At 70.5% G+C, this 26,133-nt stretch carries 26 protein-coding genes and 2 tRNA genes; 13 read left to right on the top strand and 15 right to left on the bottom strand.

What is annotated here, in order from left to right:
* Positions 1 to 61 precede the first annotated feature (61 nt).
* Positions 62 to 865 (top strand): glutamate racemase, encoded by an 804-nt coding sequence (locus tag ACYVD1_RS00610; RefSeq protein WP_460765915.1) that lies wholly within the window; start codon positions 62 to 64, stop codon positions 863 to 865.
* 19 nt (positions 866 to 884) lie between these two features.
* Here ACYVD1_RS00610 and ACYVD1_RS00605 read toward each other — a convergent pair whose 3' ends face one another.
* Positions 885 to 2,414, bottom strand: coding sequence for a hypothetical protein (locus tag ACYVD1_RS00605; protein WP_460765912.1), 1,530 nt, complete (start codon positions 2,412 to 2,414; stop codon positions 885 to 887).
* A gap of 188 nt (positions 2,415 to 2,602) precedes the next feature.
* On the opposite strand from ACYVD1_RS00605, the gene ACYVD1_RS00600 reads away from it, so the two are divergent.
* Positions 2,603 to 2,950 (top strand): hypothetical protein, encoded by a 348-nt coding sequence (locus ACYVD1_RS00600; protein ID WP_460755561.1) that lies wholly within the window; start codon positions 2,603 to 2,605, stop codon positions 2,948 to 2,950.
* Positions 2,951 to 3,156: 206 nt separating this feature from the next.
* Positions 3,157 to 3,681 (top strand): DUF6315 family protein, encoded by a 525-nt coding sequence (locus ACYVD1_RS00595; protein ID WP_460755565.1) that lies wholly within the window; start codon positions 3,157 to 3,159, stop codon positions 3,679 to 3,681.
* A gap of 55 nt (positions 3,682 to 3,736) precedes the next feature.
* Here the strand turns inward: ACYVD1_RS00595 and ACYVD1_RS00590 are convergent, their stop codons facing one another.
* The 4 genes from ACYVD1_RS00590 to glsA form a co-directional block, all read right to left on the bottom strand.
* Positions 3,737 to 5,878, bottom strand: coding sequence for an ATP-dependent DNA helicase (locus tag ACYVD1_RS00590; RefSeq protein ID WP_460765909.1), 2,142 nt, complete (start codon positions 5,876 to 5,878; stop codon positions 3,737 to 3,739).
* A 98-nt stretch (positions 5,879 to 5,976) separates the two neighbouring features.
* Positions 5,977 to 6,450 carry an SRPBCC family protein gene (locus tag ACYVD1_RS00585; RefSeq protein WP_460765906.1) on the bottom strand — a complete coding sequence of 158 codons (474 nt, stop codon included), beginning with the start codon at positions 6,448 to 6,450 and terminating at the stop codon, positions 5,977 to 5,979.
* A complete protein-coding gene (locus tag ACYVD1_RS00580; protein WP_460765903.1) occupies positions 6,443 to 6,790 on the bottom strand; it encodes an ArsR/SmtB family transcription factor in 348 nt (115 codons plus the stop codon). Before ACYVD1_RS00580 ends, ACYVD1_RS00585 begins: the two co-directional genes overlap by 8 nt.
* Positions 6,791 to 6,875: 85 nt before the next feature.
* The gene (gene glsA / locus ACYVD1_RS00575) at positions 6,876 to 8,108 is read right to left on the bottom strand and encodes a glutaminase A (RefSeq protein ID WP_460765900.1); all 1,233 of its coding nucleotides are present in this window, start codon (positions 8,106 to 8,108) and stop codon (positions 6,876 to 6,878) included.
* A gap of 42 nt (positions 8,109 to 8,150) precedes the next feature.
* Here glsA and ACYVD1_RS00570 point away from each other — a divergent pair, with 42 nt between their 5' ends.
* Positions 8,151 to 8,618, top strand: coding sequence for an SRPBCC family protein (locus ACYVD1_RS00570; RefSeq protein ID WP_460765897.1), 468 nt, complete (start codon positions 8,151 to 8,153; stop codon positions 8,616 to 8,618).
* A 238-nt stretch (positions 8,619 to 8,856) separates the two neighbouring features.
* On the opposite strand, the gene ACYVD1_RS00565 is transcribed toward ACYVD1_RS00570, so the two are convergent.
* From ACYVD1_RS00565 to ACYVD1_RS00545, 5 genes are all read right to left on the bottom strand, one after another.
* A tRNA-Ala gene (locus tag ACYVD1_RS00565) sits at positions 8,857 to 8,929 on the bottom strand.
* Between the two features lie 63 nt (positions 8,930 to 8,992).
* Positions 8,993 to 9,823, bottom strand: a complete 831-nt coding sequence (locus tag ACYVD1_RS00560) for an energy-coupling factor transporter transmembrane component T family protein (protein WP_460765893.1) — start codon at positions 9,821 to 9,823, stop codon at positions 8,993 to 8,995.
* On the bottom strand, positions 9,816 to 11,537 hold the full coding sequence (locus ACYVD1_RS00555) for an ABC transporter ATP-binding protein (protein ID WP_460765888.1): 1,722 nt from the start codon (positions 11,535 to 11,537) through the stop codon (positions 9,816 to 9,818). The genes ACYVD1_RS00560 and ACYVD1_RS00555 overlap by 8 nt, the downstream gene beginning before the upstream one ends.
* On the bottom strand, positions 11,534 to 12,514 hold the full coding sequence (locus ACYVD1_RS00550) for a cell division protein FtsQ (RefSeq protein ID WP_460765884.1): 981 nt from the start codon (positions 12,512 to 12,514) through the stop codon (positions 11,534 to 11,536). Before ACYVD1_RS00550 ends, ACYVD1_RS00555 begins: the two co-directional genes overlap by 4 nt.
* Before the next feature lie 35 nt (positions 12,515 to 12,549).
* Entirely contained in the window at positions 12,550 to 14,325 is a 1,776-nt protein-coding gene (locus ACYVD1_RS00545) for an HAD family hydrolase (protein ID WP_460765881.1), read from the bottom strand.
* A 153-nt stretch (positions 14,326 to 14,478) separates the two neighbouring features.
* On the opposite strand from ACYVD1_RS00545, the gene ACYVD1_RS00540 reads away from it, so the two are divergent.
* From ACYVD1_RS00540 to ACYVD1_RS00530, 3 genes are all read left to right on the top strand, one after another.
* A complete protein-coding gene (locus tag ACYVD1_RS00540) occupies positions 14,479 to 15,495 on the top strand; it encodes a LacI family DNA-binding transcriptional regulator (RefSeq protein WP_460765878.1) in 1,017 nt (338 codons plus the stop codon).
* A 155-nt stretch (positions 15,496 to 15,650) separates the two neighbouring features.
* Positions 15,651 to 16,841 carry an endonuclease/exonuclease/phosphatase family protein gene (locus tag ACYVD1_RS00535; RefSeq protein WP_460765875.1) on the top strand — a complete coding sequence of 397 codons (1,191 nt, stop codon included), beginning with the start codon at positions 15,651 to 15,653 and terminating at the stop codon, positions 16,839 to 16,841.
* An 86-nt stretch (positions 16,842 to 16,927) separates the two neighbouring features.
* The gene (locus ACYVD1_RS00530) at positions 16,928 to 17,149 is read left to right on the top strand and encodes a hypothetical protein (RefSeq protein ID WP_460765872.1); all 222 of its coding nucleotides are present in this window, start codon (positions 16,928 to 16,930) and stop codon (positions 17,147 to 17,149) included.
* Here the strand turns inward: ACYVD1_RS00530 and ACYVD1_RS00525 are convergent.
* From ACYVD1_RS00525 to ACYVD1_RS00515, 3 genes are all read right to left on the bottom strand, one after another.
* Positions 17,121 to 17,438: an ArsR/SmtB family transcription factor gene (locus ACYVD1_RS00525; protein ID WP_460766145.1), complete on the bottom strand. Its 318-nt coding sequence runs from the start codon at positions 17,436 to 17,438 to the stop codon at positions 17,121 to 17,123. The two genes, ACYVD1_RS00530 and ACYVD1_RS00525, sit on opposite strands and share 29 nt — an antisense overlap.
* 5 nt (positions 17,439 to 17,443) lie before the next feature.
* On the bottom strand, positions 17,444 to 17,881 hold the full coding sequence (locus tag ACYVD1_RS00520; RefSeq protein ID WP_460765869.1) for an SRPBCC domain-containing protein: 438 nt from the start codon (positions 17,879 to 17,881) through the stop codon (positions 17,444 to 17,446).
* Positions 17,882 to 18,133: 252 nt separating this feature from the next.
* Positions 18,134 to 18,206 (bottom strand) — tRNA-Ala (locus tag ACYVD1_RS00515).
* A gap of 195 nt (positions 18,207 to 18,401) precedes the next feature.
* Here ACYVD1_RS00515 and ACYVD1_RS00510 point away from each other — a divergent pair.
* Positions 18,402 to 18,695, top strand: a complete 294-nt coding sequence (locus tag ACYVD1_RS00510) for a GroES family chaperonin (RefSeq protein ID WP_460755643.1) — start codon at positions 18,402 to 18,404, stop codon at positions 18,693 to 18,695.
* A 103-nt stretch (positions 18,696 to 18,798) separates the two neighbouring features.
* Here ACYVD1_RS00510 and ACYVD1_RS00505 read toward each other — a convergent pair whose 3' ends face one another.
* On the bottom strand, positions 18,799 to 19,383 hold the full coding sequence (locus tag ACYVD1_RS00505) for a TetR/AcrR family transcriptional regulator (protein WP_460765865.1): 585 nt from the start codon (positions 19,381 to 19,383) through the stop codon (positions 18,799 to 18,801).
* A gap of 159 nt (positions 19,384 to 19,542) precedes the next feature.
* On the opposite strand from ACYVD1_RS00505, the gene ACYVD1_RS00500 reads away from it, so the two are divergent.
* The 4 genes from ACYVD1_RS00500 (at position 19,543) to ACYVD1_RS00485 (ending at position 24,390) form a co-directional block, all read left to right on the top strand.
* The gene (locus tag ACYVD1_RS00500) at positions 19,543 to 21,363 is read left to right on the top strand and encodes an ABC transporter ATP-binding protein (protein WP_460766142.1); all 1,821 of its coding nucleotides are present in this window, start codon (positions 19,543 to 19,545) and stop codon (positions 21,361 to 21,363) included.
* Between the two features lie 215 nt (positions 21,364 to 21,578).
* A complete protein-coding gene (locus ACYVD1_RS00495; protein WP_460765861.1) occupies positions 21,579 to 22,745 on the top strand; it encodes an alpha-hydroxy-acid oxidizing protein in 1,167 nt (388 codons plus the stop codon).
* 134 nt (positions 22,746 to 22,879) lie between these two features.
* A complete protein-coding gene (locus ACYVD1_RS00490; protein WP_460765858.1) occupies positions 22,880 to 23,518 on the top strand; it encodes a TetR family transcriptional regulator in 639 nt (212 codons plus the stop codon).
* Entirely contained in the window at positions 23,515 to 24,390 is an 876-nt protein-coding gene (locus ACYVD1_RS00485; RefSeq protein WP_460765854.1) for an alpha/beta fold hydrolase, read from the top strand. Before ACYVD1_RS00490 ends, ACYVD1_RS00485 begins: the two co-directional genes overlap by 4 nt.
* Before the next feature lie 78 nt (positions 24,391 to 24,468).
* Here the strand turns inward: ACYVD1_RS00485 and ACYVD1_RS00480 are convergent, their stop codons facing one another.
* On the bottom strand, positions 24,469 to 25,521 hold the full coding sequence (locus ACYVD1_RS00480) for an FAD-dependent monooxygenase (protein WP_460765850.1): 1,053 nt from the start codon (positions 25,519 to 25,521) through the stop codon (positions 24,469 to 24,471).
* A gap of 54 nt (positions 25,522 to 25,575) precedes the next feature.
* Between ACYVD1_RS00480 and ACYVD1_RS00475 the strand changes: the two genes are divergently transcribed.
* Positions 25,576 to 26,127 carry a TetR/AcrR family transcriptional regulator gene (locus ACYVD1_RS00475; protein WP_460765847.1) on the top strand — a complete coding sequence of 184 codons (552 nt, stop codon included), beginning with the start codon at positions 25,576 to 25,578 and terminating at the stop codon, positions 26,125 to 26,127.
* Positions 26,128 to 26,133: the final 6 nt, after the last annotated feature.

Raw genomic sequence — 26,133 nt, 5'->3', positions numbered from 1 at the left:
ACACCTTCCTTACCTGCGGTGTTGTCGGGGTCACCCGGGGGCCCGCATAGAATTCCGTTCCGTGCGCATCGCTCTCGTTGACTCCGGCATCGGCATGCTGTCCACGGCTGCCGCCCTCCGCGCGGCCCGGCCCGACGCCGACCTGTTCCTGTCCATGGACCCGGACCACATGCCCTGGGGTTCCCACACCCCGACCCGGATCATCGACCGGGCCCTGGCCGGGGCCCGCGCCGCGGAATACGCGTCCGACGGTTCCCTGGACGCCGTGGTAGTACCCTGCAACACGGCGTCGGTGCACAGCCTGACCCGGCTGCGCACCGAGTTCGAACCCGCGATCCCGGTCATCGGCACGGTTCCGGCGATCAAACCCGCGGCCGCCGCGGGCGGACCCATCGCGGTGTGGTCCACCGAGGCGACCACCCTCAGCGCCTACCAGCGTCGGCTGGTCGAGACGTTCGCCCGGGACGTCCCGGTCACCCCGGTGGCGTGCGTGGGCCTGGCCGAGGCGGTGGAGACCGCTGACCCCGACCGGATCGCCGAAGCCGTGGCGTACGCGGCGTCCCTCACCCCTCCCGAGGTGCGCGGAGTAGTGCTGGGCTGCACCCATTACGACCTGGTCAGCGAACAGATCATCCAGGCCCTGCGAGGGCGCGCCAGCCTGTTCACCGGCGCTGGGGCCGTGGCGGCGCAGGCCCTGCGCAGGGTCGAGGCGGTCACCGGCCCGAGCGTCCCGGTCGGCCGGGCGGACCGCTCGGGCCGGGTGCGGGTCCTGGCCAGTGGCCGCCCTTCCGACCTCCCCCCGGCGGCGCTCAGCTACCCGGCCGGACGGTCCCTGCTGGACGGGGCACGGAACGCCCGGGCCTGAATCGGGGCGGCCGGGGCATTCAGCCTGAGGAGGAGATGGACCTGAGCGGTTCCACGGCTGTGGGCGCCGGCTGCAGCGCACCGGCGGCGAGGGTCCGGACCAGGTTGCGTACGCCCGCCGTGTCGTTGTCGTGCAGCAGCGTCTCCAGCAGTGACAGGGCCGCGCGCTGGTCACCGGGCTGTTCACGGACGTGGCGCCACTGCGGCTCCGTGGCGGCATCGGACAGCATGAGGGTCCGGCCCACCTGTCCCAGCGCGCTCAGCAGCGCGGAGTCGTGCGGCTGCCCGGAGAGCGCGACGTTGACCTGCTCGGCCTGCTCTTCGGGGTTGACGTCCTCGGTCGGCTGAGCTCGCAGGAAGTCCAGGATGCCGTCGGCCGGCGCCATCGGTTGGATCGGCTTCATCCCGCGCACCATCGACCTGACCTCCACCAGGTCACCGATGATCTCCTCTGCCCCGCCAAGCTCCTGGATGAGGCGCTCGGCGCGCTGGGCCGAGCACTCGGCCACCCACCGGGCGCCCCTCCCGCTGGCCAGTCGCGTGGCCGCGAGGGCGAGCTCGGCGCCGCGCCTCTGCGCGCCCACCCTTTCGAAGTAGCGGGACCAGGTGGTCACGCGCACGCCCAGGCGCCAGTCGTTGCGGACGCTGCCCTGGCACACCAGGTTCTCGACCGCGTCCGTCCATGCTGGGCGGAGCCTCGGGTAGGTCTCCGCCTCCTCGACCGTGGGCAGCAGCGCGATGGCCTTGCGGGCGTCACACAGCCCGAGGCGGGCCAGCCACGACAGGAGCCGGGCGCGCTCGAAGCGGATCATGCGGCGCAGCGCGGTCCGGCGCGGGTTGGCGCCGGTGCCGTTGGCCTCACCCAAGTCGAGTTCGGCCTCCAGACGGTCCAGCGCATCGAGCGCGTCCGTGTGCCTGTCCTGATGCCGTAGGGCCCTGACCAGCGCGAAAATCCCGTCGGCGCCGAGCACCGCGGGGCCCGTGGCGGTGTGTTCGAAGCGGCGCAGTTCCGCCTCGGCGCGGTCGGGCCGTTCCTCGTCGATGAGGAGGTGGACCCGGGCCAGGGTGAAGGCGGGCCAGGCGGGTGTGTTCTCCCAGCCTGACAGGCGGCGGGAGGACAGCAGCTCGCGGCGCTGCCCCGTGCTGCCCCGGGCGTCGACGTTGGCGTGGCAGCGGACCAGTGTCTCCAGGGCGGATACCGGGAGCGGTCCGTGGGTGTGCGGTTCCGGCTCGTCCTCGGCGGCGGCCCTCGCCTGTTCGAGGGCCCGTCCCCCTTCCCCGAGGCTCCCCACGCGCACGGCGAGCGGCCAGTGCGCGAGGAAGAACAGTGTCGGCGGTCCGAACACCCCCGGTACGGCGGCCTCGACGTTCCCGGCCTCGGCCACCAAACGCCGGGCGGTGCGCATCGCGGATCTGGCCAGCGCCTCCACCTTCACCGCGTCCCCCGCCTCGCTGAGCCGAGGCAACGCCGTGACGGCGTCCGCAAGTTCCTCCTGGCCCACGGCGCGCAGCTGACGTCCTGTCTCCCCCGCCCATGTCCACATCGGCATATTCTCTCCCCCTGACCGAATCATGCGTGAGCAGAACGTAGCAGCGCGACTACAAATCTGTCCGGAAAACGCGTGAAACCGGTGCAGCTTGGGCGACCGGGGCCGGTTGTGGAGCGGCCTCGGCCGATACACTCGGGAGTACCAGCGAGAAGCAGGTACGTAGAGGCACTAAGGGGACATGAGCGTCGATGGGATGGCGAGACCGCTTCGGACTCCGCAAGGCCAACCGCAGGGGCAAGACCCGTTTCGACCGGCCCTCAGAGGACTCGGACATCAAGGCACTGATCGACTTCGCGAACAGCCGGGTCGGCGTGGAGTTCTTCGTCGAGCCCGAAACCTTCGCCACGCAGACCACCGCGGTCGCGGTGGCCACGGACGGCGAGTGGATCCGGCGCCGATGCGGATCCCCCGAGGTCATCCGCAAGGTCGCGAGCAAGATCCCCGCGCCCGCTTACGACGTCCAGATCGTCGGCTACCCGAGGCGGATGCGCGAATGGACCGCGCGGAACAAGCGCGGTCTCTCGATGGACGACTAGAGGACCCGGCCCCGCCCCGGCTGACGGGGCGGGGGATACCCGTCAAGGGTGTGCTCGGACACCTCCGAACACCCGTTGAGCACGTCCGAAACCAGCCACCCGGCCATTTTGGGCATTGATGACGAGTCCTTGCCGCGACTTCCTCTCAGAACGGGTTCCCTAACGGGCTCCATCCGTCGCATACTCACCTGGGAGGGGGGACTCCGATGAAGCAGGATCTCACTGCCTTGTGTTGCGAATGCGGCATGGTTCGCGAGGTGAGCGACTACCAGAGCGTCGGCGAGGCGCAGTCCGCCTACGGGCTGGCCCGCTGCGTGGTGTGGCGCAAGTGCCGCCCGTGCGGCTACCGCACCTACCACGCCTACCTGCGGACCGACGAGGAACGGGACGAGCTGGAGGACGCGCTCCGGCTCGACGGCGCCCTGGCCGCCGAGGCCCTCGACGAGGAGGTGGAACAGCTCCGGTTGTGCGGGGTCGAGATCGGCCACGCATCCGTCCCCGCGATCTGGGACGGCCAGTCGGTGGGCATGGTGACCCAGCGGCTCACCGACCACGCCTACTCGATCGTGCTGGATCCGGAGGCCTCGGTGGTGTCCCGGCTCAAACTCATCGACATGATGTGGAACGAGCTTCTGGTCGGCGACCACGACGACCGCTGGCACATCCAGGAACCTGAGGACGACTCCCCCGGGTACGCGGTCCGCCTCTTCGGCTACCGCACACGCGGATAACGACGGCAGCGGCCGGGCACCCTTGACGGGCGGCCCGGCCGCCGTCATGTCGGCTTCAGGCCGCGGACTCGCTCTCCTTCTCCCCGGCACCGGCCTTCTCCGCCAGACGGCGCAGCGCCGCACGCGCCACCTCGGGGTCGGCGGTCCCCCAGTAGGGCGGCAGGGAGGCCCGGAGGAAACCGCCGTAGCCCGCGGTGGCCAGGCGGGGATCCAGGATCGCGATGACCCCGCGGTCTTGGGTGGAGCGCAGCAGGCGACCCGTGCCCTGTGCGAGCAGCAGTGCGGCGTGCGTGGCCGAGACCGAGAGGAAACCGTTGCCACCGTGCGCGGAGACGGAGCGCTGCCGGGCCGAGGCCAGCGGATCGTCCGGCCGCGGGAAGGGGATGCGGTCCACGATCACCAGTTGGAGCGAGGAGCCGGGCACGTCGACGCCCTGCCACAGGGACAGGGTGCCGAACAGGCAGGCCCGCTCCTCCTCGGCGAACCGGCGGACCAGCTGGCCGGTGGAGTCCTCGCCCTGGCACAGGATCGGCTGGTCCAGGCGTTCGCGCAGTTCGTCGGTGGCCTGCTGGGCGGCCCGCATCGAGGAGAACAGGCCGAGGGCGCGCCCGTCGGAGGCCTCGATGAGCCCGGCGATCTCGTCCAGGTACTGCTCCGACAGCCCGTCGCGGCCGGGTTTGGGCAGGTGCCGGGCGACGTACAGGATGCCCGTGCGACTGTGTTCGAAGGGTGAGCCGACGTCCAGGCCGCGCCAGCGCGGCTCCCCTGCGGCCCGGTGCGGGCCGTCATCGTCATCCGTGCCCGCCTCGCCGGCGGCGGCTGTCTCCTCCGCCGCCGGTGCGTCCGAGGCGGGGTCCGCCGGTTCGGCGGTGTCGGACCGTGCCACGCGCTCGGCCGCTTCCTGGACGACCTCGCGTCCGAGCCCCCACTGCCGGGAGAGAGCGGTGAAGTCCCCGCCGAGGGTGAGGGTGGCGGAGGTCAGCACGACGGTGCGGTCGCCGAAGAGCTTCTCGCGCAGCAGACCGCCCACCCCGAGCGGGGCGACGTTCAGCGCGGGCGGCCGGGACATGGCCTTGGTCAGCCACACCACCTCGGTGCGGTCGCGGAGCGCGGGTTCGTAGGACTCGAGGACCCGTTCGGCCGCCTCGCGGACCTCGGTGAGCGCAGCCAACGCGAGGCGGCGGTCGTTGGCGGTGTCCGGATCGGCCTCGCCCGGGGAGGGGCCGATCGACGAGGCACATGCGGCCGCCGCGTCGCGGGTGGCCGCCACCGCGCCCGCGAGGCCCTCGTCGATGTGGTCGAGGCGCCCCTCGGGAACGTCGGTGAACATCAGGGCCAACCCGTCGGCGCACTCGGTGAGCCGTTCACTGATACCCGGCTCGACCAGGCGGGCGGCGCGTTTGGCGGCGGTGGTGACGCCGCGCTCGGTGAGGGTTCCGGTGGCCACGGAGGTGGCGCGGTCGACGAGTTCGTGGGCCTCGTCGATCATGATCGTGTTGTGCTCGGGCAGGATGTGGTAGCCCTGCGACATGTCGATGGAGAGCATCGCGTGGTTGGTGACCACGACGTCCACCCCGGTGGTGGCCTCCCGGGCGAACTCGGCGAAGCAGTCCTGGCCGAAGGGGCACACGCGGGCGCCCATGCACTCGTTGCCGCCCACCGAGACCTGGCGCCAGGCCAGGTCGCTGACGCCGGGAACGAGTTCGTCGCGGTCGCCGGTGAGGGTGTCCTCCGCCCACTCGTGCACCCGGGCGACCTGGCGGCCCAGGGAGGAGAGCTGTCGGGGGTCGAAGAGCTCGGTGCCCTCGGCCTCGTCCTCGGAAGCGGTCTGCATGCGGTTGCGGCACAGGTAGTTGCGGCGGCCCTTGAGCACGGCGAACGTGGGTTCGCGCGGCAGCAGCGGGGCCAGCGCGGCGGCAAGGCGCGGCAGGTCCCGGTCGATGAGCTGGTTCTGGAGCGCGATGGTGGCCGTGGAGATCACCACGGGGGTCTTGGTCGCCATCGCGTGTCTGACCGCGGGCACGAGGTAGGCCAGGGACTTACCGGTGCCGGTACCGGCCTGGACCACCAGGTGTTCGCGTCGGTCGACCGCCGCCGCGACGGCGTCGGCCATGGTCTGCTGGCCCTCTCGGGTACTGCCGCCCAGGGACTTGACGGCTGCGCCGAGCAGGGTCGGAACGTCGGGGAGATCTGCCACGGGACGACAGTACCCGGAGCCGACGACAGGTTCGGCGTTGTCCACAGGCCGGACCCCGGGGCGGCGAAGAAGTCCCGGGGCCCTGTCGTCTCCACGGGTCAGCGCAGGGAGCGCAGAACCTCGTCGAGTTTGTCGAGGGACTGTGACAGCCCCGATTCCATACCGGAGGCGACCATGCCGTCCCGGTCCTCGACCGACTGGAAGAGGGCGACGGCGCGGTACTCGGTGCGGCCGTCGGCCTCCTCCAGCGTGAGGGTCTCCAGGGACACGTGTTCGGGCACGCCCTCGAACTCGAAGGTGCGGACGACCCGTTCCGGAGCCCGGACGTCGTGGTGGACCCCGTGGAAGGCGTACACCTCACCGTCCGGAGCCTTCTCGGAGATCCGCCACGGGGTACCGGTGCGGACCTCGGTGGGGTCGACCTCTGTCGTGGTGGAGTCCAACCCGAACCAGCGGGCGACGAGATCGGGGTCGGTGACGGCACGCCAGACCAGCTCGCGCGGCGCGTCGAAGGTACGGGTGATGACGATGTCCTGGCGCCCGGGTTCGGCGACGACCTTGAGATCACTCATTGTTCTTCTCTCCCTTACTGCCCTGGATCCTGCGGATTTCCTCGTCGAGTCGGGTGAAGCGCTCCTCCCACCGGTCCCGGTAGCTGTCCACCCAGAGGTTGACCTCTTCCAGCGGGGCGGTCTCCAGCCGGCAGGGCCGCCACTGGGCGTCGCGCCCCCGGGTGATGAGTCCGGCCCTCTCCAGGACCTTCAGGTGCTTGGAGATCGCTTGGAGGCTCATGTCGAACGGTTCGGCCAGTGTGTTGACGGTCGCCTCGCCCTCGGACAGCCGGGCGAGGATCGCTCGGCGGGTCGGATCGGCCAGCGCCGCGAACGTGAGGCTGAGCGGATCGTCCGCCATCTGCCTATTCAACCCTTCCGTTGATCAACTTATAGGTTGATTATGCGCCGCACTGAGCCCGAAATCAAGGGGGCAGCATGATCGATCAGGGTTCGCGTACGCCCCGCGGGTCGCTGACCGTGGCATCGACCCCGGCATCGGCCAGCTCGGTGAGCTCCGCGGCCAGCAGGGACCGGGCCGCCTCGCTCAGCCCGGAGACGCGTTCGAGCGCGACGCTGACGGAGTCCACCCCCGCGTCGTCGATCGCCTCCGCCAGCCGGGAGACCACCTGTTCGGCGGCGAGGAAGTCGATCTCACCCCGCAACCGGACGTCCAGCATGCCGTCTGAACGCGTCACGCTGTGTACGGGCGACGGAGGCTCCGAGGGCATCTGGAGCATGTGCAGGTCGTAGTCGTCCGAGAGCCTTTCCAGGGCGGCCACCCCGCGCACGCTGTTGCCCGCGTCGTCCAATGGCGGGCTGAACACCCCCACCCCGAAAGCACCGGGTGCCGCGGCGAGGATGCCGCCGCTCACCCCGCTCTTGGCGGGGATGCCCACGCGCAGCCCCCACTCCCCCGCACGGTCGTACATGCCGCAGCTGGACATGATGGACAGGGTGTGCCGGGCCGTCCGCTGGGACACGACCCGCTCGCCGGTCACCGGGTTCATCCCGCCCACGGCCAAGGTGGCGGCCATGACCGCCAGGTCCCGAACCGTGACGGACAGAGCGCACTGGCGGAAGTAGTCCTGGACCGCCGACTCCACGTCCCCGACGAGAACGCCCCCGGACAGGCTCAGGTATCCGAGGGCCCGGTTGCGGTGCCCGGTCTCCGCCTCCGAGCGGTACACGTCCTCGTCGACGGACAGGTCCCTTCCGGCGAAGGCCGAGAGCACGGACTGGATCCGCTTGAACCGGTCACCCGAGGCCCCGACCTCGACCAGTGAGGTGGTCACGATCGCTCCGGCGTTGATCATCGGGTTCTCGGGGCGGCCGAGTTCGTCGAGGCTGATCGCGTTGAACGGCTCCCCGCTGGGTTCGGCCCCCACGTGTTCGTGGACCCTGTCGAGCCCGCACTCCTCCACGGCGATCGCGTAGACGAACGGCTTGGACATCGACTGGACGGAGAAGGTGTGGTCGGAGTCGCCCACACAGTAGGAGCGGCCGTGCGCGCTGACCGCGGCGATACCGAAGGTCTCCGGTGCCGCACTCGTGAGCTCGGGTATGTAGTCCGCCACCGTGCCGCCGGACATCTCGGCGACCTCGTCGCGGATCCCCTCCAGCACCTGGATGACAGGGCTGGTCTCGTCTGTCGCCTGGCCGTTCACGGTGTGGTCCATCCGCTCAGTCTAGGAACGCGAGACCGCGGGTAACCTCGCTCCATGAGCAATCCGGAGGGGCGTGTCGACAGCGGAAGCCAGACCATCCGGGCTCCCAGGGAGTCGGTCTACCGCGCCTTGGTGGACCCCCGCAGCCTGGAGCAGTGGCTCCCTCCGGAGGGCATGACCGGACGGATGGAGCACTTCGACGCCCGGAGGGGCGGCGGCTACCGGATGGTGCTCACCTACCGGGAAGCCGGGCACGGCAAGTCGTCGGAGGACACCGATGTCGTGGAGGCGGAGTTCACGGAGCTGGCACCGGACGAGCGGGTCGTCCAACGGGTGGTGTTCGAGTCGGAGGATCCGGCCTTCGCCGGGACGATGACCATGACCTGGCAGCTGGAGGACTCCGGCGGGGCAACCCTGGTGACCATCCGGGCGGCGGACGTCCCCCCGGGCATTTCCCAGCAGGACCACGAGGCCGGTCTGGCCTCGTCCCTGGCCAACCTGGCCGCCCACGTGGAACGGTGACCGGGTCTCGACCGGAAGCAGCCGATCCGAGGCCGCATTCAACACGCTGAGCGGCGCGCCGACCACCCGCCCCGGCCACAGGCGAGCCGCCGCAGCGAGCACACCCACGCGCGAACAGAGGCGGCGAGGTGCGCGAGCACCAGCGAGCGCACACCGGGGGGCTCGGGGGGTCGCCCCCCGAAAACAGGAACGGCCCGCGGGGAAGGTTGCCAAGCAACCGACCACGCGGGCCGACTCGTGGAGCTATGGGGATTCGAACCCCAGACCTCCTCCATGCCATGGAGGCGCGCTACCAACTGCGCCATAGCCCCGTGAAGCGATGACACCAGTCTAGCGGAAGGGGAGGGGTGGGTTGCACGGGCGGGGAGGGTGTTTCAGCGCACCCCTCCGTGGAGGGGGTAGGCGTGGCCGAGGGCGAAGGCCGCGGCTACGAGGAGGACCGTTCCGGCGAGGAGCAGGACGTCCCAGTGGTCGGCGCGCAAGTGGGCGAGACGGATGCGGCGTCCGTCGGGGTGTTCGGCGGCGTAGGTGAATCCCTTGGTCTCCAGGGCTTCGACGGTGGTACGGGTGCGCTTGGCGGTGTTCAGCATGAGCGGGTAGAAGGCTTGGACGACGGTGGTGGCGGTGCGGACGACCAGGCGCCAGCCCAGGACGCCCTTGGCGGGCAGGGGTGCGGAGCGGAGGCGGTGGCCGTCGACGACGGTGTGGAACTCCTCCATGAGGACGGGGAGCATCCGGTACCCGTAGCTCACGCCGAAGCTGAGCATGGCGGGGGCGTGCAGGCTGAGGAGGCCGTCGGAGAGCTTCTCCGGGTCGAGGGAGACGAAGGCGGCCATGCTGGCGAGGCTGACGGTGGCGAGTTTGAGAGTGAGCACGACAAGCGCGAGGACGGTGGTGAGGTCGCCGCCGAAGAACCAGGAGGCGAACAGGACGTAGAAGCTTTCCACGACGAACCCGATGACGAACAGGCCGAGGATGAGCGGACCGACCCGGCTGAGGATGACGGCCGCGGCGCAGACGGTGAACAGCGCGACCAGCACGGTGATGTTGTGGGTGAGCCACGGGACGATAGCGAAGATCAGGTACCAGCCGATGACGAACCGGGGGTCCCGGGCCGCGAGCATGCCACCGCGAGTGGCGTAGGCGGTGCGGAGCAGCTCGAGCTTGACCCATTCCACGGAGAGCTTGTCGCGTTCCTTACGCACGGGTCCTCCCGGTGGGCTGGTGCCGGTCGAGGAGTTCCCCGACGGTCAGGGGCGGCGGGTTGAGGCCGAGGGTGAGTCCGAGGCGGGTGATCTGGGGCGCGGTCAGGCCGACGGCCCCCATGAGGGCGGGGTCGGCGAAGAGTTCGGCGGGTGTGGTGTCAGCGATGACTCGTCCTTGGTCGAGGACGAGCACTCTGCGGGCCCATTCCGCGACCAGGTGCATGTCGTGGGTGGCGACGAGGGTGCAGCGGATGGTGTGGGCGAGGGTGTCCAGCAGGGTGATAACGGCTTCGCGGCTGGCGGTGTCCAGGCTGGAGGTGGGTTCGTCGAGCAGAAGCAGTGCGGGGCGTGTGGCCAGGCCGATGGCGAGGGTGGCGCGGCGCTGCTGGCCTCCGGAGAGGAGCCGTCCGTCGCGGTCGGCCAGGCCGGTGAGGTGGACCCGGTCCAGGACGTCGGCGACGAGGGTGTCGGTGTCGGGTCGGCCGCGTCCACGGGGAAACATGGCGACGTCGCCGCGCACGTTGTCCTTGAGGAACATCTGCTCAGGACGCTGGTAGAGGTAGCAGACCCGGTCTGCGAGGTCGGCAGGACGGACGGTCCGGGTGTCGGTGCCGCCGACCCGGACCGTGCCTTCCCGTGGCACCTTGAGACCGGTGAGCAGGCGCATGAGCGTGGACTTGCCCGCCCCGTTCCCGCCGACGAGGGCGACGCGTTCCCCGTCGCGCAGAGTCAGGTCGAGGCCTCGCAGAACGGCGGACAGGTCGCCGCCGACCTCCCGGTAGCCGTGCCCGACGCCGGTCATCTCGGCGACCGGTTCCCCATGGCCCCGGGAGGTTCGGGGACCCCCGCGGGGATTCTGTGGTTCAGGGGCGGGAACGAGTCCGTGCAGGTGTCCGGCAGCCTCTTCAACGGTCAGCGGGACCGGGGCCCACGGTGCGAGACTCCGTGTGGCCCGAACGACCTGGGGTGCGGGGATGCCGTGCCGTTCGAGCTCCTCGACGCGCTCCACCGCGGCCCGGGTCGGCAGGTGCCACACGGGTGCGCCGTCGGCCATGAGTACCACCGAGCGGGTGTGGCGGGCCACATACTCGGCGTGGTGCTCGATGACGACCACCGTGGTGCCGAGCCGGGTGTTGAGGTCCGCGAGGGCCTCGTAGATGCCGTCGGCGTGAACGGGGTCGAGTTCGGCGACGGGCTCGTCCACGACCACCACTTCAGGTCGAAGCGCCATGGTGGCGGCGAGGGCGACCAGGTGCTGTTGGCCACCGGACAGCTGCCACGTGAACCGGTCTGCGAGATGGGTGATGCCCAGCAGTTCCATGGCTTCGTCGGTGCGTTCGCCGTGGTCGGCCAGGCCGAAGTTGACAGGGGCGAAGGAGACCTCGTCGCGGACGGTGGGACGCACCAGTTGGTTTCCGAAGTCCTGGTAGACGTAGCCGACCAGGTGGGAAAGGGCGCCCACGGAAAGCTCGCGTGTGTCCTGTCCCAGCACCCGCACGGAGCCGTCGAAACGTCCCGACCAGTAGTGCGGGACCAGCCCGTTGAAGGTCTTGCACAGGGTGGTCTTCCCGGAGCCGTTGCCGCCGACCACGGCCGTGAAGTCTCCTCGTTCGATCCGGAGGTCCACTCGCGTGAGCGAGTCGCTGTCTGCACCCGGGTAGCGGAATGCGAGCTCCTCGACCTCGATGGCCGGGGCGGTGTCCGTGCCGGTCATCGCCGCCCTCCCCGCTCCGCCGGGGCTGAGTCCTGGCCCGTGTTCTCTGTCGGGCCCTGCCCCGCCCGCTGGCGGCGTGAGGCGATGACGAAGCGCACCGTGAGGACCAGGCCGATCAGGGCCAGCAGCGCGGCTGACACCCCAACCCAGAGGAAACGGGCGCCGTACACGTCGATGAAGTCGGGGTCCCACACCCCGAAGTTGTCGAAGATCGCGGAGGTGAAGGCGGCGATCATCGAAACGAAGGCGAGGAAGAGGGCGAGCAGCAGGAAGGCGGCGGTGCCTCGTTCTGCGAGCGGGATCGGGTGGCGGGGGTCGCGCGGAGCCAGTCCGAGGAGGGGTTCGATCTTGCCGTGCAGGCGGGGTGCGAGGGCGATCGCCGGCAGCACACCGAAGAGGACTCCGCTGATGGCCACCGCGACCAGGATATCGACGGCTTCCAGGAGGAGGATCGACTGCGGCAGGCCGGGAACGTATTCGGCTCCCTCCACACCGACCCACACCTTGGCGATGTCCACGATCGCCGACAGGAACTTGTCCACCAGCACCACGACCAGGGCCGCCATGCCCAACTGCCACCGGTTGCGCGGGTCGCGGACCAGGCACCCTGCGATGTAGAGGCCGAGGAACATCTGCACGTAGCCCTCGAGCTCTCCGATTCCGGAGAAGTCGCCCATGAGCAGGTCGACGAAGACGATCTCGCCGAGCGGTGCTCCGAGGGCCGCCCACAGAGGATTGAACAAGGCGACCATGACGAGCGGGACGAACACGAGGTAGGAGACCTTGAGGTCGACGGGACCGACGTGGATCCGGGGGATGATCTCGGTCAGGATCGTCGCCAGCCCGAAGAGGGTCATCGAGAGGACGAACACCATGAGCTTCTGTCCGGAGTTCAGTTCGGGCGGGCCGGAACTCCGGGGGGACTTGGCAGGGCGGCTGGCGTCGGGGGACGGGGTGGGGCGGGGGGACTCGGTCATGGGGTGCCTTTCGCCGGAGCGGGGGGACGGGCTGGTCAGGTCAGTGACCGTGGGACTGGCGGGCTGAGGGGTTCGGGGGCCGGGTGCGCGGTCTGGTCGGCCCAGAGCCCGAGCAGATCGCCCACCTCGTCGATGACATGGGTGGGGCACAGGTCGGCGGGGACGGCGTCGATCCGCTCGTCGGAGGCCGACCCGCCGCGAACGACCACCGAGACGCCGACTCCGGCACGCCGGGCGGCCGCGGTGTCGCGCCAGGGTTTGTCACCCACGAACCACGCGTCTGCTGGCGCCGCGCCCAGGGCCGTGGTGGCCGCGCGGACCGTGGCGGGGTCGGGTTTGCGGCGGCCGAGTTCGTCGGAGTACACGTGGGTGCCGATCAGGTGGAGTACTCCGAAGCGGTCGAGCTCCTCTCGGACCGCGCGTCCGCACACGGTGTTGGACACGATCCCGACGGGGATGCTGCGTTCGGCGCAGAAATCCAGGACATCGCGCACACCGGGGCGCATGGTGGCGTAGCTCTTCGTGCGGGCGTACTCGAGCATGAGTTCGGCCGACTCGGCGAGCAGGAGGGCCCTGGCGCGGTCCGGTAGGCCGTGGCCGACCATCTCGTACCAGAACCGGCGGGGCGCGACCTCGGGGACTGGACCGTTCTCCGGGTGGGTGGCTTTCCACGCCCGGTAGTGCTCTCGGCCGGCCAGGATCCGGGCGAGGACGGCTTCGGTGGTGGCGGCGTACCCGGCGCGGTCCAGCCGGGCGGCGAGGTTGCGGGCGAAGGCGCGCTGGGCATCGGGGGTGGGGACGGACTTCGCGATCACACCGCCCTGGTCGAGGAGGAGCGCCCCAGGGATCCCGTTCAGGCCCTCGGGCCGTCCGCGGACCGGAACTTGGAACGGTGGCTGGACGGGGGCGTGGGGCTCGGAGGAGACTCGGGCTTCGGCCGTGTCCTGCGCGGGGGAGGTGACCGGCCCGGGTGTGTCGACCGGGAGGGCGGGATGGGCCGGGCCGGCCGTGCCGGTGGGCGGAGCGGGTTCATCGGTACAGCTGCGCAGAAGCGGACCTACCAGGCCCTCCGGGGTCTCCAGGACCGCGTCGGCGCGTTCCAGGACGGGGTAGGGGGGCGTGTCGGTATGCCGGTGGCGGGTGAGGATCACGGCACCGGCCCCGGCCCTGCGCCCGGCCACGACGTCCCGGTCCTGGGTGTCCCCCACGTACCAGCAGCGCTCCGGCACGGTGCCGAGCGCTCGGGCGGCGAGGGCGACCATCTCGGGGTGGGGCTTTCGGATACCGACCTCGTCGGAGTAGACCTGCACGCCGAACCGGCGTTCCAGCCCGGCCTCGCGGAGGATACGGCGGTGCGATCGGCCCGAGTGGGCATTGGAGACGATGCCGACACGCACTCCGAGGGTCTCGGCCGCGGCCAGGAGGTCGTGGATGCCGGGTCGGACCTCGTGCTCGGAGATGAGGGGCGACATATCAGCCAGGAGGTCGGCCGCACTGCCCGCGAGGACCGCCCGGGTGCGGTCGTCCAGGTCCGAGGCGAGAAAGTCCGTCCAGATGGTGCGGTGGTCCAGTTCCTCCGGGGCCCGCCGGCGGCCGGACGCGTTCTTCCAGTCCTTCAGCGCTGCCAGGCCGGCGTCCAGGGAGGAGTGCAGGATCTCCTGGGGGACGTGGTGACCGGCCCGGGCCAGTACTTCAGACAGGTGGCGGGCGGCATCGGAGCGCCCTTCGGGGCGTTTGCTCGTCTGGAAGACGACCCCGCCGAAGTCCAGGAGCAGGGCGTCTGGTCGGTGTCGGAGTACGGCCGTGTCCAAGGGGGGTCTCCTGCCGGTTGGGTCCGCGTTCACCGGACAAGCTAGGCACGGGCAACGGACTCCCGGAGTCCCCCGGGTGGACCTTCGGGAAACGAATCTGGAACGTTCCAGATTCGGCGCGCACCGGTGCCCCGCGCACGACACAATGTCCTTGTGAACAGAGGCGAAGAGGGGCGCGCGCCGCGCCCCACCATCGTGGACGTCGCGGCCGCCGCCGGGGTGTCCAAGTCCCTGGTCTCCCTCGCGCTGCGTGGCGACCACGGGGTGAGCCCCGCGACCAGCGCGCGGATCCTCGCCACCGCCGACCAGTTGGGGTACCGCTCCAACACCCTCGCGCGAGGTCTCGTCCAGGGGCGCACCATGCTCTTGGGCGTGCTCCTGACCGACCTGGCCAACCCGTACCACACCGAGGTCGTGTCCGGTGTCGAAGAGTCCGCGGAGGAGCGCGGGTTCACGGTGCTGCTGGCGCACGGGCGCCGGGACCCGGACCGGCTCTCCCAACAGCTGGACGCGCTGCTCCAGCTGAACGTGGACGGTGTGGTGGTGGTCAGCTCCTGGCTGCCGCCCGAGGCGCTGGCCGCCGCCGCCCGGCGCGTGCCCCTCGTCGTGGTGGGTCGGCCGGAGGCCTTCACCCCGGGGGTGGACACCGTCGCCAACGACGACCTGGCCGGTGCCGAGGAAGCCGTGAGCCACCTGGCGGGCCTGGGCCATGAACGGATCGCGCACTTGGCGGGGAGCGGGCGTCCGGCTTCGCGGGCGCGTGAAGCGGGATACCGGGAGACCATGCGTGCCCTGGGACTGGCCGGGCACATCAGCATCCGCCGGGTCGGCGACGGGCAGGGCAGGGAGGGAGCCGCCGCCGAGCTGCTCGCGGAGGAGCCCACCGCGGTGTTCGCCGCCAACGACCTCGCCGCTCTGGCCGTACTCGACGGGGCCCACGAGTCGGGGAGGGCCGCTCCCGGTGGGGTTTCGGTGGTGGGCTACGACAACACGTCGTTGTCGGAGACCGTGCGGCCCCGCCTGACCAGCGTGGACCAGCCCCGTCTGGTGATGGGGAGGTTGGCCACCCGGTTGCTGTTGGAGCGTGTGGGCGGACGGACCGGGGACCGACACGAGGTACTCGCCCCGAGCCTGGTCGTCCGTGCTTCCACTGCCCCTCCGGGCTCCTGAGTGCCCATCCGCAAGGTGTGCACCCGTGGCACCATCCTCGGTCTACCGCTTACCATCGCCACACGGTAGGTTCTGGCCGGTCCACAATCGCCTAGAGAACCGAGGCCCGGATGCGTGTCCGTTTCCTGTCCCCAGTGGCAGCCGCCGGATTGGTCATGACCTTGGGGTCATGCCCCCTCTCCGCCGACCTGGGGGACGTGAATAACACCGCGGACGAGGGCATCGCCTTCCCGGTCGATGAGGCCACCTTGCACAACGCCCGTGAGGGCGAGCCGTACGAGGCGGAGCTCAGTGGACTGGTCTCCGGCGGTGATTCGGGGACCGAGTTCGCGAAGGTCGACGGGGACGGCTGGGTCCAGGTGTCGTCGGACGGCACCCTCTCGGGAACACCTGAGACCTCGGCCGAAGTGACGGTCGAGGCGACCGCCGCCGACGGTTCGGCCGCGAGCCTGGAGGTGACCGTCCCGGTGCGGGACCACGACCAGCCGCTCGTCGACGAGCTGGGGGTGATGAGCTTCAACACCTGGCACGGCGGCACGCAGGTGAACGACTACCACGAGAAGCAGGTCCGCTTCCTGTTGGAGAGCGACGCCGATGTCGTGGGGCTCCAGGAGACCCGGGGCGAGCACACCGAGCGGCTGGCCCAAGCACTCGGTTGGTACCACTGGCAGGGTTCCGACAGCCTCGGAGTACTCAGCCGCTACCCGATCGCGGAGGAGTACGGCGAGGTCAACGCTTCGGGCGGGGTCCGGATCGAGCTCGACGGCGAGGAGTCCCAGGTCAACCTGTGGAACGTGCACCTCGGGTACACCCCGTACGGCCCCTACGACTTCTGTTTCGACGGGATGGACGCGGACGAGGTCCTGGAGCGGGAGGCCGAGTCGGGCCGCACCCCGCAGATCACCGACACCCTCGAAGCGATGTCCGACCAGGTCGACGCCGCCGACGATGTTCCGGTGCTGCTCGTGGGTGACTTCAACGCGCCTTCGCACCTGGACTGGACCGAGGAGCTGCGCGAGGAGAACTGCGGCTACGCCGACGTGCCCTGGCCGACCTCGACGCTGCCGACCGAGGAGGGGTTCACGGACTCCTACCGCGAAGCCCACCCCGATCCCGGGGCCGAGCCGGGGAACACCTGGTCCCCCGTGTACCCGTACCACGAGGGGTCGACCGGCCCGGAGGAGCCGCAGGACCGGATCGACTTCGTCTACCACGCGGGCGACCTCGGTGTGCTGGACTCCCACGACCTGGTCGTCGGGGACCCGGCCCCGTACCCGGACCACGAGGACAACGAGTGGACCACCGACCACGCGGCGGTGCTCACCTTCTACTCGCTCCCGTCCTGACCCGCCGGGCCCTTCCCGAGAGCCGGGGAGGGCCCGCCGCCCTTTCGTATCCTGGGAACCCGCTCTGGTTGACGGAGGTGACAGCGGTGGCTACCGGTGACCCCCTGAACCCGCACGTCGCCTCGCTGCTGCGCTGGGAGGAGCACGGCGCACGATGGCGGGTGGTGGCGCGCACCGCCACCGCGGTGACGGTGTCGATGCGCACCTGTGACGGAGGGACCGAGGTGGACCGGCTGACCTCCTCCGACCCGGAACTGCTCGCCTTCGTCGAACAGCGGCTCAGCCCTGGGACTCCGCGATCTTCTTGATGCTCTCCAGCCTGCGGTCCCAGGCCGCGGCGATGCTCCGCAGTCCCTGCCCGACCTCGTCCAAGCGGACGACGTCGACCTCGTGAACGACCGCCCGGCCGCGCTTCTCCGCGCGAACGAGGCCCACCGCACGCAGGGCCTCGAGGTGCTTCACGATGGCCTGCCGGGAGACGGGCAGCTCCCGGGCCAACTCGGAGGCGGAGGCGGATCCCCGCCCGAGCCGGACCAGGACACTCCACCGGGTGTCGTCGCCGAGAGCGGCGAAGACCGGAGGCAGCGAGGTCTCCACACCGCTCACCGGCCACCCTCCACAAGAGCCTTGGCCGCCGCGAGTTCGACCTCCCAGCCCTTGGTGTTCTCCGCGACCTGCTGACGTTTGGCCTCTTCGGTGAGGCTGAGCTTCGAGAAACCGCTCTCCACGACCCTGAGCGTCACCCCGCCGGGCCGCTCGTCGAGCCAGAACTCCACCAGCGTGGATCGCTCCGCGATGTGCTGGTCCATCTCGCCCCCGATCCAGCGGAACGCGGCGTAGTGCGGCGGATCGAGTTTCTCGGTCCGGATCCGGAACTTCCCATGCGTGGGGTCGTGTACGTCCTGGACGCCCTCGCTGACCTTCTCGATCCGGTGTTCCACGATCGCGCCGTCATTGATGAACCACCCTGGCTCCGACACCAGATCCCAGACCCGTTCAGCCGTGGCGTCGATGTCGATCTGCTTTTCAATGCTGTCCATGACCGCCTCCTTATGGCAACCACAGGGTTGCACATAAGGACATGATTGCGCAACCAATACATTGCACAAAAGGAGGGTCGCGGACCTCAGCCGGAGGCGAGCCGCCGCGGTGAGCGCGTTCACGCGCGAGCAGGGGCGGCGAGGTGCGCGAGCGCCAGCGAGTGCACACCGGGGCCCGGGGGGTCGTCCCCCCGAAAACAGGAACGGCCCGCGGGGAAGGTTGCCAAGCAACCGACCACGCGGGCCGACTCGTGGAGCTATGGGGATTCGAACCCCAGACCTCCTCCATGCCATGGAGGCGCGCTACCAACTGCGCCATAGCCCCTGGTTGGCCGGGCGGTTCCCCCGCCTCGGCACATGGACACTCTACCGGACGCCAAGGGTGGGTCGAACCAACGTCAAACCTCGGATGTCTCACGTGTGTACTCCGGTTGCCTCTGGTTCAGGCCGGGGCTCGGGGTCGGCAGCGGTTCGGGACCAATATCCTGGAGTGGTGCCCGAAACAAAGCTTGAAATCCAGATGCTCCACGATCGCCTGTTGGTGAAGGCGGTTCCGGACAAGAGTGAGCGTCGCAGCAGTGCGGGTCTGGTCATCCCGGACACGGTGAAGCTGGCGACCCGCCTCGCGTGGGGTGAGGTGCGCGGCGCCGGCACCGGGGCCCGGCACGTCAAGACCGGCGACCGTGTGCTCTTCGACCCCGAGGAGCAGGGCGAGGTCGAGTTGAACGGTGAGCGGTACGTCGTTCTGCGGGAGCGGGACGTCCACGCGATCGCGAACGAGGCTCCCGACCGGGGCACCGGCCTCTACCTCTGAGCCCCCGAACCCGCTTCCACTTGCCATGGCCGGGGCCCGGCATGCGACTGGGCCCCGGCTTTCCTGTGCGCCACGGAGTGGCGCGGTGTTTCCGCGATCCGGTTCACTTCTCCCGGGCGACCGCTTTGACCAGCGACATCAGACACAAGTTGTGGGCCTCGAAAGCCGGGACCCGGGCGGCGGTCACGTAGGTCCATCCGGCGTAGAGGGATGACCACATGAGCTGCTGCGCCCACAGCGGGGTGACGCGGGGATCGATGGTGCCGTCCTCGTGCCCGCGTTCTATGAGGTCGAACAGGGCCAGGTCACCGGGCCCGCACTCTTCCTCGTCGCCCTTTTCCGCGGTGGGGTCGTCGTCGGCGAAGGTGAGCATGGCGATCGTACGCAGCGAGAAGTACTCGGACGCCAGCCGGGAGAACGCCTCGATGGCGGTGCCCTCGGTGGTGCGCGCCCTCTCGGTGGCCTCGTTGGCCAGTTCGTCGGTGTAGTCGCGCAGGGCCGTAACGAGCTCGGCGCGCTCGGAGAAGTAGCGCTGCAGCGTACTGCGCGCGACCCCGGCCTCGGCTGCCACCTGCGACAGCGGCGCGGCCCGGTTCTCTCCCAGTACTTCCACCGCCGCGTCGAGGATCGCGCGGCGGGTCCGTGCGCGGGTCCTCGTCTCTTGCTCTGAGGGAGCGCTCTTCACCATGCCTTCAGTCTAGATGTGCAGGTACTTGGTTGACAATAATCGGTCATATATGACCTACTTTGAGCCATGACTGATCATTCAATAGCAAGTGGAGCACCACCCGATCCGCCTGACGGAACCACCGGAGCCACCGCGGAACCGCGCTTCGCGCAGCTGAAGGTGCTCTGGTCCTTCGTCCGCCCGCACCGGCGCAAACTCCTCCTGGGCCTGGTCCTCGCCCTGTTCGGCTCCGCACTAGAGCTGGCCAACCCGATGGTGGTCAAGTTCGTGCTCGACACCGTCTCCGAAGCCGGCAGCCTCGCCATGCCGATCACGATCCTGCTCTGCCTCTTCGCGCTCGGCATCGTGTCCGGGCTCTGGCACTGGATCGTGCTCGGCACCGTCGCGGAGAAGGTGGTCCTGGACGCGCGTACCTCACTCGTGCGCCGCTACTTCCGGGCCGCCCTGATCCCGCTCTCCAAGCGCTCCTCCGGCGAGCTGGTCACCCGGGCCACCTCCGACACCGTCCTCCTGCGCGAGGCGGCCTCCAGCAGCGTGATCAGCCTCATCAACGGCGGTGTGCTACTGGTCGGAACACTGATCATGATGGGCGTCCTGGACCTGGTCCTGCTCGGAGTCACGGTCACCGCGGTGGCCGTCGTCACGGTCCTCTTCCTGACCCTGATGCCCGCCATCGCCAAGGCCCAGGAGAGAGCGCAGAACTCCCTCGGGCTGATGGGCGGGGTGCTCGACGGGTCCCTCCGCGCGATCCGCACGGTCAAGGTCAGCCGGGCCGAGGGCCGCCTCAGTACGCAGATCCTGACCCACGCCGAGGACTCCGCGAGGTACGGGATCCGGTCGGTCCGCCGCGAGGCCGTGGCCTGGACGATCGCCTTCGGTGGCATCCAGCTGGCCATCATCGCCATCCTCGGCGTAGGTGCGCTCCGGGTCGCCTCGGGCGAGATGGCGGTCTCCACCCTGGTCGCGTTCCTCCTGTACGCGTTCACCCTGCTGACCCCGGTCATGGAGCTCTCCAACAGCGTGACCACCCTCCAGTCGGGTATCGCCGCCGCCAAGCGCATCCGCGAGGTGGAGGCCCTCCCGCTCGAACCCGCCGCCGAGGAGGGAACCGGCGGCGCACCGGCCCCCGAGGGTTCCGGCACGGACGGCCCCGCCCCCGACGCCGACAACGGCCACGGGAGCCCGCTGTTGGAGCTGCAAGGGGTCACCGCCAGGTACGCGCCGGGCGCGGCCGCGGCTCTGGAGCGTGTCGACATGGCTATCCCCCGGCGCGGCCACACCGCGATCGTGGGCCCCTCCGGTGCGGGCAAGACCACCGTCTTCTCCCTGATGTTGCGCTTCCTTGAACCCGAACACGGGCAGCTCCTGATCAACGGGGAGCCTTACCGGGAGCTGTCTCCGCAGCAGGTACGCGCGCATTTCTCCTATGTGGAGCAGGACACCCCGGTCATCCCCGGCACCGTCCGCGAGAACCTGCTGTTCACCCGCCCGGAAGCCGGTGACGAGGAGGTGAGGCGGGTGGTGGCGGAGGTGCTCCTGTCCGAGAAGATCGAGGAGCTGGCGGACGGGCTGGACACGCGGCTGGACGCCTCCTCGTTCTCCGGCGGACAGCGCCAGCGCGTCGCCTTGGCGCGCGCCCTGCTCGGCGCCCCGGACGTGCTGCTGCTCGACGAGGCCACCTCGCAGGTGGACGCGATCACCGAGGCCGCCATCACCCGGAGCGTTCGCCGCCAGGCCGAGCGGGCGGCCGTGGTGACCATCGCGCACCGGCTGTCCACCGTGATCCGCGCCGACCGCATCCTCCTGATGGAGGACGGCGGGATCCGGGCCCAGGGCACCCATGAAGAGCTGCTCGCGAAGGACACCCTGTACCGGGACCTCGTCGCGGCCCTGCATATCGCGGAGACCGAGGGCCGTGACCGTCCAGCTGCGGGCGGGGACCGTGGCGAGGAGGTGACTGTCAGCGCCTCCCCCTCGTGACCACCCGGGTAGTAACATCCGCGCCAGAGCGGACCGGCAGGCGCGAACGGCCCGCTCGTCGCGGGTGCGGGTCCCTGGGGTCCCGTGCCCGCGGCGACCTGTTCGGCACGGGCGGTTTCCGGTGGACGCAGTGGTCTGTCCCCCGGACACGCCCGAGGCGCGCCCGCCCCACCCGCGGCGCGCGGAACCGGCGCCCCGGCGCCCGCGAGGGATCGATGAGCAACTACGCCCAGTATCAGGACAGCGTCTACGCCGACGCGACCAACGGCAAGCTCCCCCAGCTGCCGTACCACCACGACGAGCTGCGCGAGCTGGCCCGGGAGGCCATGGAGCCGGGTCCGTTCGGCTACGTGGAGGGGAGCGCCGGACGCGAGCGCACCGCGGACGCCAACGTCGACGCCTTCTCCCGGTACGCCCTGCGGCCGCGCAGCCTGCGGCCCGGGGCGGAGGCCGCGGGGGACCTTGGTGTCACGCTGTTCGGAGAGCGCTACCCCACTCCCCTGCTGACCGCGCCGATCGGGGTTCTGGAGCAGGTGCACCCCGAGTGCGAGCGGGCCCTGGCCCGGGGAGCGAACACGCTGGGGGTCCCCGTGACCCTGTCCACCGCAGCCTCCACCCCGATCGAGGAGGTGGCCGAGGCCGCGGACTCCTGGTGGTACCAGCTGTACTGGCCCAGCGACGACGAGTTGGCGGAGTCCTTCGTACGGCGCGCGGCGGCGGCCGGGGCCAAGGCGATCGTGGTCACCGCGGACACCAAGCGGCTCGGGTGGCGGCCCCGCGACCTCTCCGCGGGGCACCTGCCGTTCCTGCGCAGCCAGGGCACCGCGAACTACTTCAGCGATCCGGTGTTCCGGGCCCGGCTCAAGGAGGAGCCCGAGCCGGGCGGCGTGTTCACCGAGGCGGTCTTCCATTTCCTTGGTGCCTTCGCCAGCAAGTCGTTGAGCACGGAGAACATTTCCCGCATCCGCCAGTGGACCGATCTTCCGGTGCTGGTCAAGGGGGTCGTCCGAGGGGACGAGGCCGCGGACCTGGTGGACGCGGGCGTGGACGGGATCGTGGTGAGCAATCACGGAGGGCGCCAGATCGACGCCTCGGTAGCGGCGCTGGACGCGCTGCCCGAGGTGGTGGCGGCGGTCGGTGACCGGGCGGCGGTGCTGTTCGACTCCGGTGTGCGCTCGGGTGCCGACGTGGCCGTGGCCATGGCGCTGGGCGCACAGGCGGTCCTGCTGGGTCGGCCGTGGGTGTACGGCCTGGCGGTGGACGGGGCTTCGGGCGTGGAGCACGTTCTGCGGGCGTTCCTGGCCGAGCTGCAGATCACCGCGGAGCTGATGGGCAAGGACATCGCCGATCTGGACTCTGCGGACGTCACTCGACGGCCGTAACCGCGACGGGGAAGCGCCCTCATTGGCTGTTCTGAGAGCGCTCCCCTTCATTGTTCCGCCACCACCCTGGTGATCAACCAACGCATCGCCCTATAATGACTAAATGAACGAATCCAGTCATTAAGGACAGATCTATGGCCCGCCCCAGCGTGGACACCGAAGTCATCCTCGACGCGGCCGCCGAAGTCCTCGCGGAACACGGCTCGAAGCGCACCACCATGGACGACATCTCTGCACGCGCGGGGGTCGCCAAGGGCGTCCTCTACCTGCGCTTCGACAGCAAGGAGACCCTGTCGCGTGCCGTGATCGCCCGCGAGCTGGGGCTGGCTCTGGCCACTACCCGGTCCGAGGTGGCCGCCGACCCGCGCGGCGGCCTGTTGTCCCGGCTCTTCGTCCACTCACTGACAGCCCTGTACACCCGGCCCTTGCTACGCGCGCTGTACAAGGGGGCCGTCCGGACGGGGCGGCGTCCCGACGACCAGACGGCCCTGTACCGGTCCCGGCTGCCGGTCAGCGCGGACTTCGTCCGGCGGATGCGGGACGCGGGCATGGTCCGGGCCGACCTGGATCCCGAGACCCTGGCCGCCAACCTGGCGGTCTGGAACGTGGGCCTGGTCCAGACCGCGCCGCACGAGGACCTCGACGCGCTCATCCTGGGGATGGGCGAAATGATCGCGCGCGCCGCCGACACCGACGTCACTGACACCACACCCGGCAAGGAGTGCTTCAGGCGCCTCGCCGACGACCTCGAATCACTCTGGAGCCGGCCATGACATTCCTCCCGCCGAACGCCCGTACCGAGTTCCTCGACATGGACGGGGGCCGGGTGCGTGTCCTGCGCAGCGGCCCGGACCAGGCGCCGCCGTTCCTGATGGTGCACGGCGGCAGCAACGACAACGCCACGATCTCGTGGTTCCGGATGTTCGAGGAGTTCGGTTCCGACCACCGGGTGATCGCGCCCGAGCTGCCCGGGTTCGGCGGCACGGTGGGCATCGATCCCGTGGGCGGCCCGGCGGCCCAGGCCGACTTCCTCGCGCGGGTCCTCGCCGAACTCGGGGTGGACCGGGCCGTGGTCGCGGGCGTGTCCATGGGCGGTGACGTGGTGCTGAACCTGGCGTTGCGCCACCCCGACCTGATCGAAGGGCTGGTACTGATCGCCCCCGGCGGGCTGGTGGAGCGCGTAGGGAACCGGTTCACGCACAAGGCCGCCTGGTGGTCCGCGCGGCTGCCCGACGCACTCCTGGTTCCCATGGCGACCCTGGCCAACCGGTTCGTCGGGGCGGCGCTGCGCGCGGTGGTGCACGACGTGTCGACCATGCCGCCCGAGGTGGTGGCGGAGTTCCGCCGCGAGGCCCTCCGACACGGCCCCTCGCGGGGTTACATGCGCTACAACCAGGCCACCCTCGGCCCACGCGGGATGCGCAACAACCTGCTGCCCGTGGTCTCGGAGATCTCGGCCCCCACACTCTTCTTCCACGGTGAACTGGACCCGATGGTGCCGCCGGAGGGGTCGCGGCGGGCGGCGGAGCAGATGCCGAACGCCCGGCTGGTTATGGTCCCCGAATGCGGGCACTGGGCCCAATTGGAGGCACACGACCGGTACGTGGACGAGGTCCGGGCCTTCCTGGCCACTATCCGCGACTGACCACGGCGGCCGCGGCTGCCCCGTGGTCCACCCCCTCCTAGGGAGCCCTCTCCCCCGGCCCCTCGCCGGATGGGCCCCTTACCGGAACGGGGACCGTGCGGCCGGAGCACGGGCTGGGAGCCGCCCGGCCAGACCCGTCATGCTGACCCGGTTGAGCGCCCTGGAGGCGGCCACGATACGCCGGGTGGGACGGCGCCGGGCGCGGTCGTAGCGGATCAGGGCCCTCGGGACGGTGGGCTCCCTGTTGAGTGCGTCGGCCAGTGCCACCGCGTCCACCACGGACTCACAAGCGCCCCGACCCAGGTTGGGCGCCATGGCGTGGGCGGCGTCGCCGATGAGCGCGTGGCGCCCTCGGACGTAGGGGCCAAGCGCCGGCAGGTCGTAGAGGGCCCGCCGGTCCACCCCATGGACCTCCAGCCCCGACAGGACCCGGGCGACCTCCGCGTGCCAGCCGCCGAACTCCCTCCGCAGCACTTTCGCGTGGGCGGTGACGTCCGGCGCCGCACGCTCGTCCTCGGTGAGCAGTCGCGCGTCGAGGGCCGCGTACCAGTTGGTGGTGTGCGCGCCGAGCGGAGTGACCCCGAAGATCCGTCGCCCTCCCCAGGTTTCGGTGACCCGCTCGACCCGGCCGGGAAGCGTCCCCCGGTAGGCGATCGACCCGAGGGGGCGGGGCGGCCGGGCGCGGGAGAACGCGGTGCGGCGGACAAGGCTGTGGATGCCGTCGGCGCCCACGATCACGTCGAACCGCTTCCCCGGGGCGAGGTCGGACACGGTGACGGGCGTGTTCCAGCGGACGAGGCCGTCGGGCACCCCTTCCACGAGGATCCGGAGAAGTTCCGACCTGGAGACCAGGTGGGCCCCGTCACCGGCGCCCGTGCGCAGGAGAGCCCTTCCGTCCGGCCGGAGCAGGGCGGCCTCCGCCCGGTGTTCGGCCCGCTCGCGCACGGCCTCCCCCAGGCCGAGGCGGTCGAGGGCGGCCAAGGCGCTGGGCCACACACCGAGTGCCCCGCCGATATCGGGTGGCCCGACCAGCCGTTCGCGTACGTCGACCTCCCAGCCACCGTGCAGCAGCCCCCGGGCGACGGTGAGACCCGCGATGCCGCCGCCCACCACCAGTGCTCTTCCGTTCATGCTCACCAGACTACTACGATCATAGTAAATCGCCACTATGAATATAGTGAACGGATGTCCCGGACCAAGGCCCGAGCCGTCGACGCGGCCATCGAACTCCTGGGGACCCGCGGCCTCCACGCCCTGACCCACGGCAAGGTCGATGCCGCCGCCGGACTCCCCAAAGGATCGGCGTCCAACCACTTCCGCACCAGGGACGCACTGGTCAGCGGGGCCGTGGAACGCTTGGAGGAGCTCGACCGGCAGGACTGGGCCCGGCTCTACGACGCCACCGTGGCCTCGGTCGACCACCTCGCGGACGCCGTCGCCGGGTTCGTCACCGCCATGAACACCACCGACCGGGTCCGCACCGTCGCCCGCTACACCCTGGCCATGGAGGCGGCGCACAACCCCGAGGTGCGCGCCGCACTCAACCGGGGCCACGACCGCATCCGCGAGTGGAGCGCCCCGATCCTGGCCAGCCTCGGCGCCCCCGACCCGGAGGCGGCCGCACGGACCCTGCTCGCCTACGCGGACGGGCTCATCATGCACGCGCTCACGCGGCCCGAGGTCGTCGAGCCGCGTGAGCAGTACGTCCGTGTCATCCGGGCCTGTGTGGAGCCCTGAGTCCGC

The organism is Nocardiopsis nanhaiensis, assembly GCF_054778635.1.
This window is presented reverse-complemented; position numbering and strand designations above follow the sequence as displayed.

What these genes read in the sequence shown, in the direction of transcription:
- ACYVD1_RS00605 (WP_460765912.1), bottom strand. Translation starts at nt 2,414, where the DNA reads ATGCCGATGTGGACATGGGCGGGGGAGACAGGACGTCAGCTGCGCGCC.
- glsA (WP_460765900.1), bottom strand. Translation starts at nt 8,108, where the DNA reads ATGGACCACACCGTGAACGGCCAGGCGACAGACGAGACCAGCCCTGTC.
- ACYVD1_RS00480 (WP_460765850.1), bottom strand. Translation starts at nt 25,521, where the DNA reads ATGAACGGAAGAGCACTGGTGGTGGGCGGCGGCATCGCGGGTCTCACC.
- ACYVD1_RS00585 (WP_460765906.1), bottom strand. Translation starts at nt 6,450, where the DNA reads ATGAGTGATCTCAAGGTCGTCGCCGAACCCGGGCGCCAGGACATCGTC.
- ACYVD1_RS00570 (WP_460765897.1), top strand. Translation starts at nt 8,151, where the DNA reads ATGAGCAATCCGGAGGGGCGTGTCGACAGCGGAAGCCAGACCATCCGG.
- ACYVD1_RS00555 (WP_460765888.1), bottom strand. Translation starts at nt 11,537, where the DNA reads ATGACCGGCACGGACACCGCCCCGGCCATCGAGGTCGAGGAGCTCGCA.
- ACYVD1_RS00485 (WP_460765854.1), top strand. Translation starts at nt 23,515, where the DNA reads ATGACATTCCTCCCGCCGAACGCCCGTACCGAGTTCCTCGACATGGAC.
- ACYVD1_RS00475 (WP_460765847.1), top strand. Translation starts at nt 25,576, where the DNA reads ATGTCCCGGACCAAGGCCCGAGCCGTCGACGCGGCCATCGAACTCCTG.
- ACYVD1_RS00510 (WP_460755643.1), top strand. Translation starts at nt 18,402, where the DNA reads ATGCTCCACGATCGCCTGTTGGTGAAGGCGGTTCCGGACAAGAGTGAG.
- ACYVD1_RS00495 (WP_460765861.1), top strand. Translation starts at nt 21,579, where the DNA reads ATGAGCAACTACGCCCAGTATCAGGACAGCGTCTACGCCGACGCGACC.
- ACYVD1_RS00595 (WP_460755565.1), top strand. Translation starts at nt 3,157, where the DNA reads ATGAAGCAGGATCTCACTGCCTTGTGTTGCGAATGCGGCATGGTTCGC.
- ACYVD1_RS00505 (WP_460765865.1), bottom strand. Translation starts at nt 19,383, where the DNA reads ATGGTGAAGAGCGCTCCCTCAGAGCAAGAGACGAGGACCCGCGCACGG.
- ACYVD1_RS00490 (WP_460765858.1), top strand. Translation starts at nt 22,880, where the DNA reads ATGGCCCGCCCCAGCGTGGACACCGAAGTCATCCTCGACGCGGCCGCC.
- ACYVD1_RS00580 (WP_460765903.1), bottom strand. Translation starts at nt 6,790, where the DNA reads ATGGCGGACGATCCGCTCAGCCTCACGTTCGCGGCGCTGGCCGATCCG.
- ACYVD1_RS00600 (WP_460755561.1), top strand. Translation starts at nt 2,603, where the DNA reads ATGGGATGGCGAGACCGCTTCGGACTCCGCAAGGCCAACCGCAGGGGC.
- ACYVD1_RS00535 (WP_460765875.1), top strand. Translation starts at nt 15,651, where the DNA reads ATGACCTTGGGGTCATGCCCCCTCTCCGCCGACCTGGGGGACGTGAAT.
- ACYVD1_RS00550 (WP_460765884.1), bottom strand. Translation starts at nt 12,514, where the DNA reads ATGACCGAGTCCCCCCGCCCCACCCCGTCCCCCGACGCCAGCCGCCCT.
- ACYVD1_RS00520 (WP_460765869.1), bottom strand. Translation starts at nt 17,881, where the DNA reads ATGGACAGCATTGAAAAGCAGATCGACATCGACGCCACGGCTGAACGG.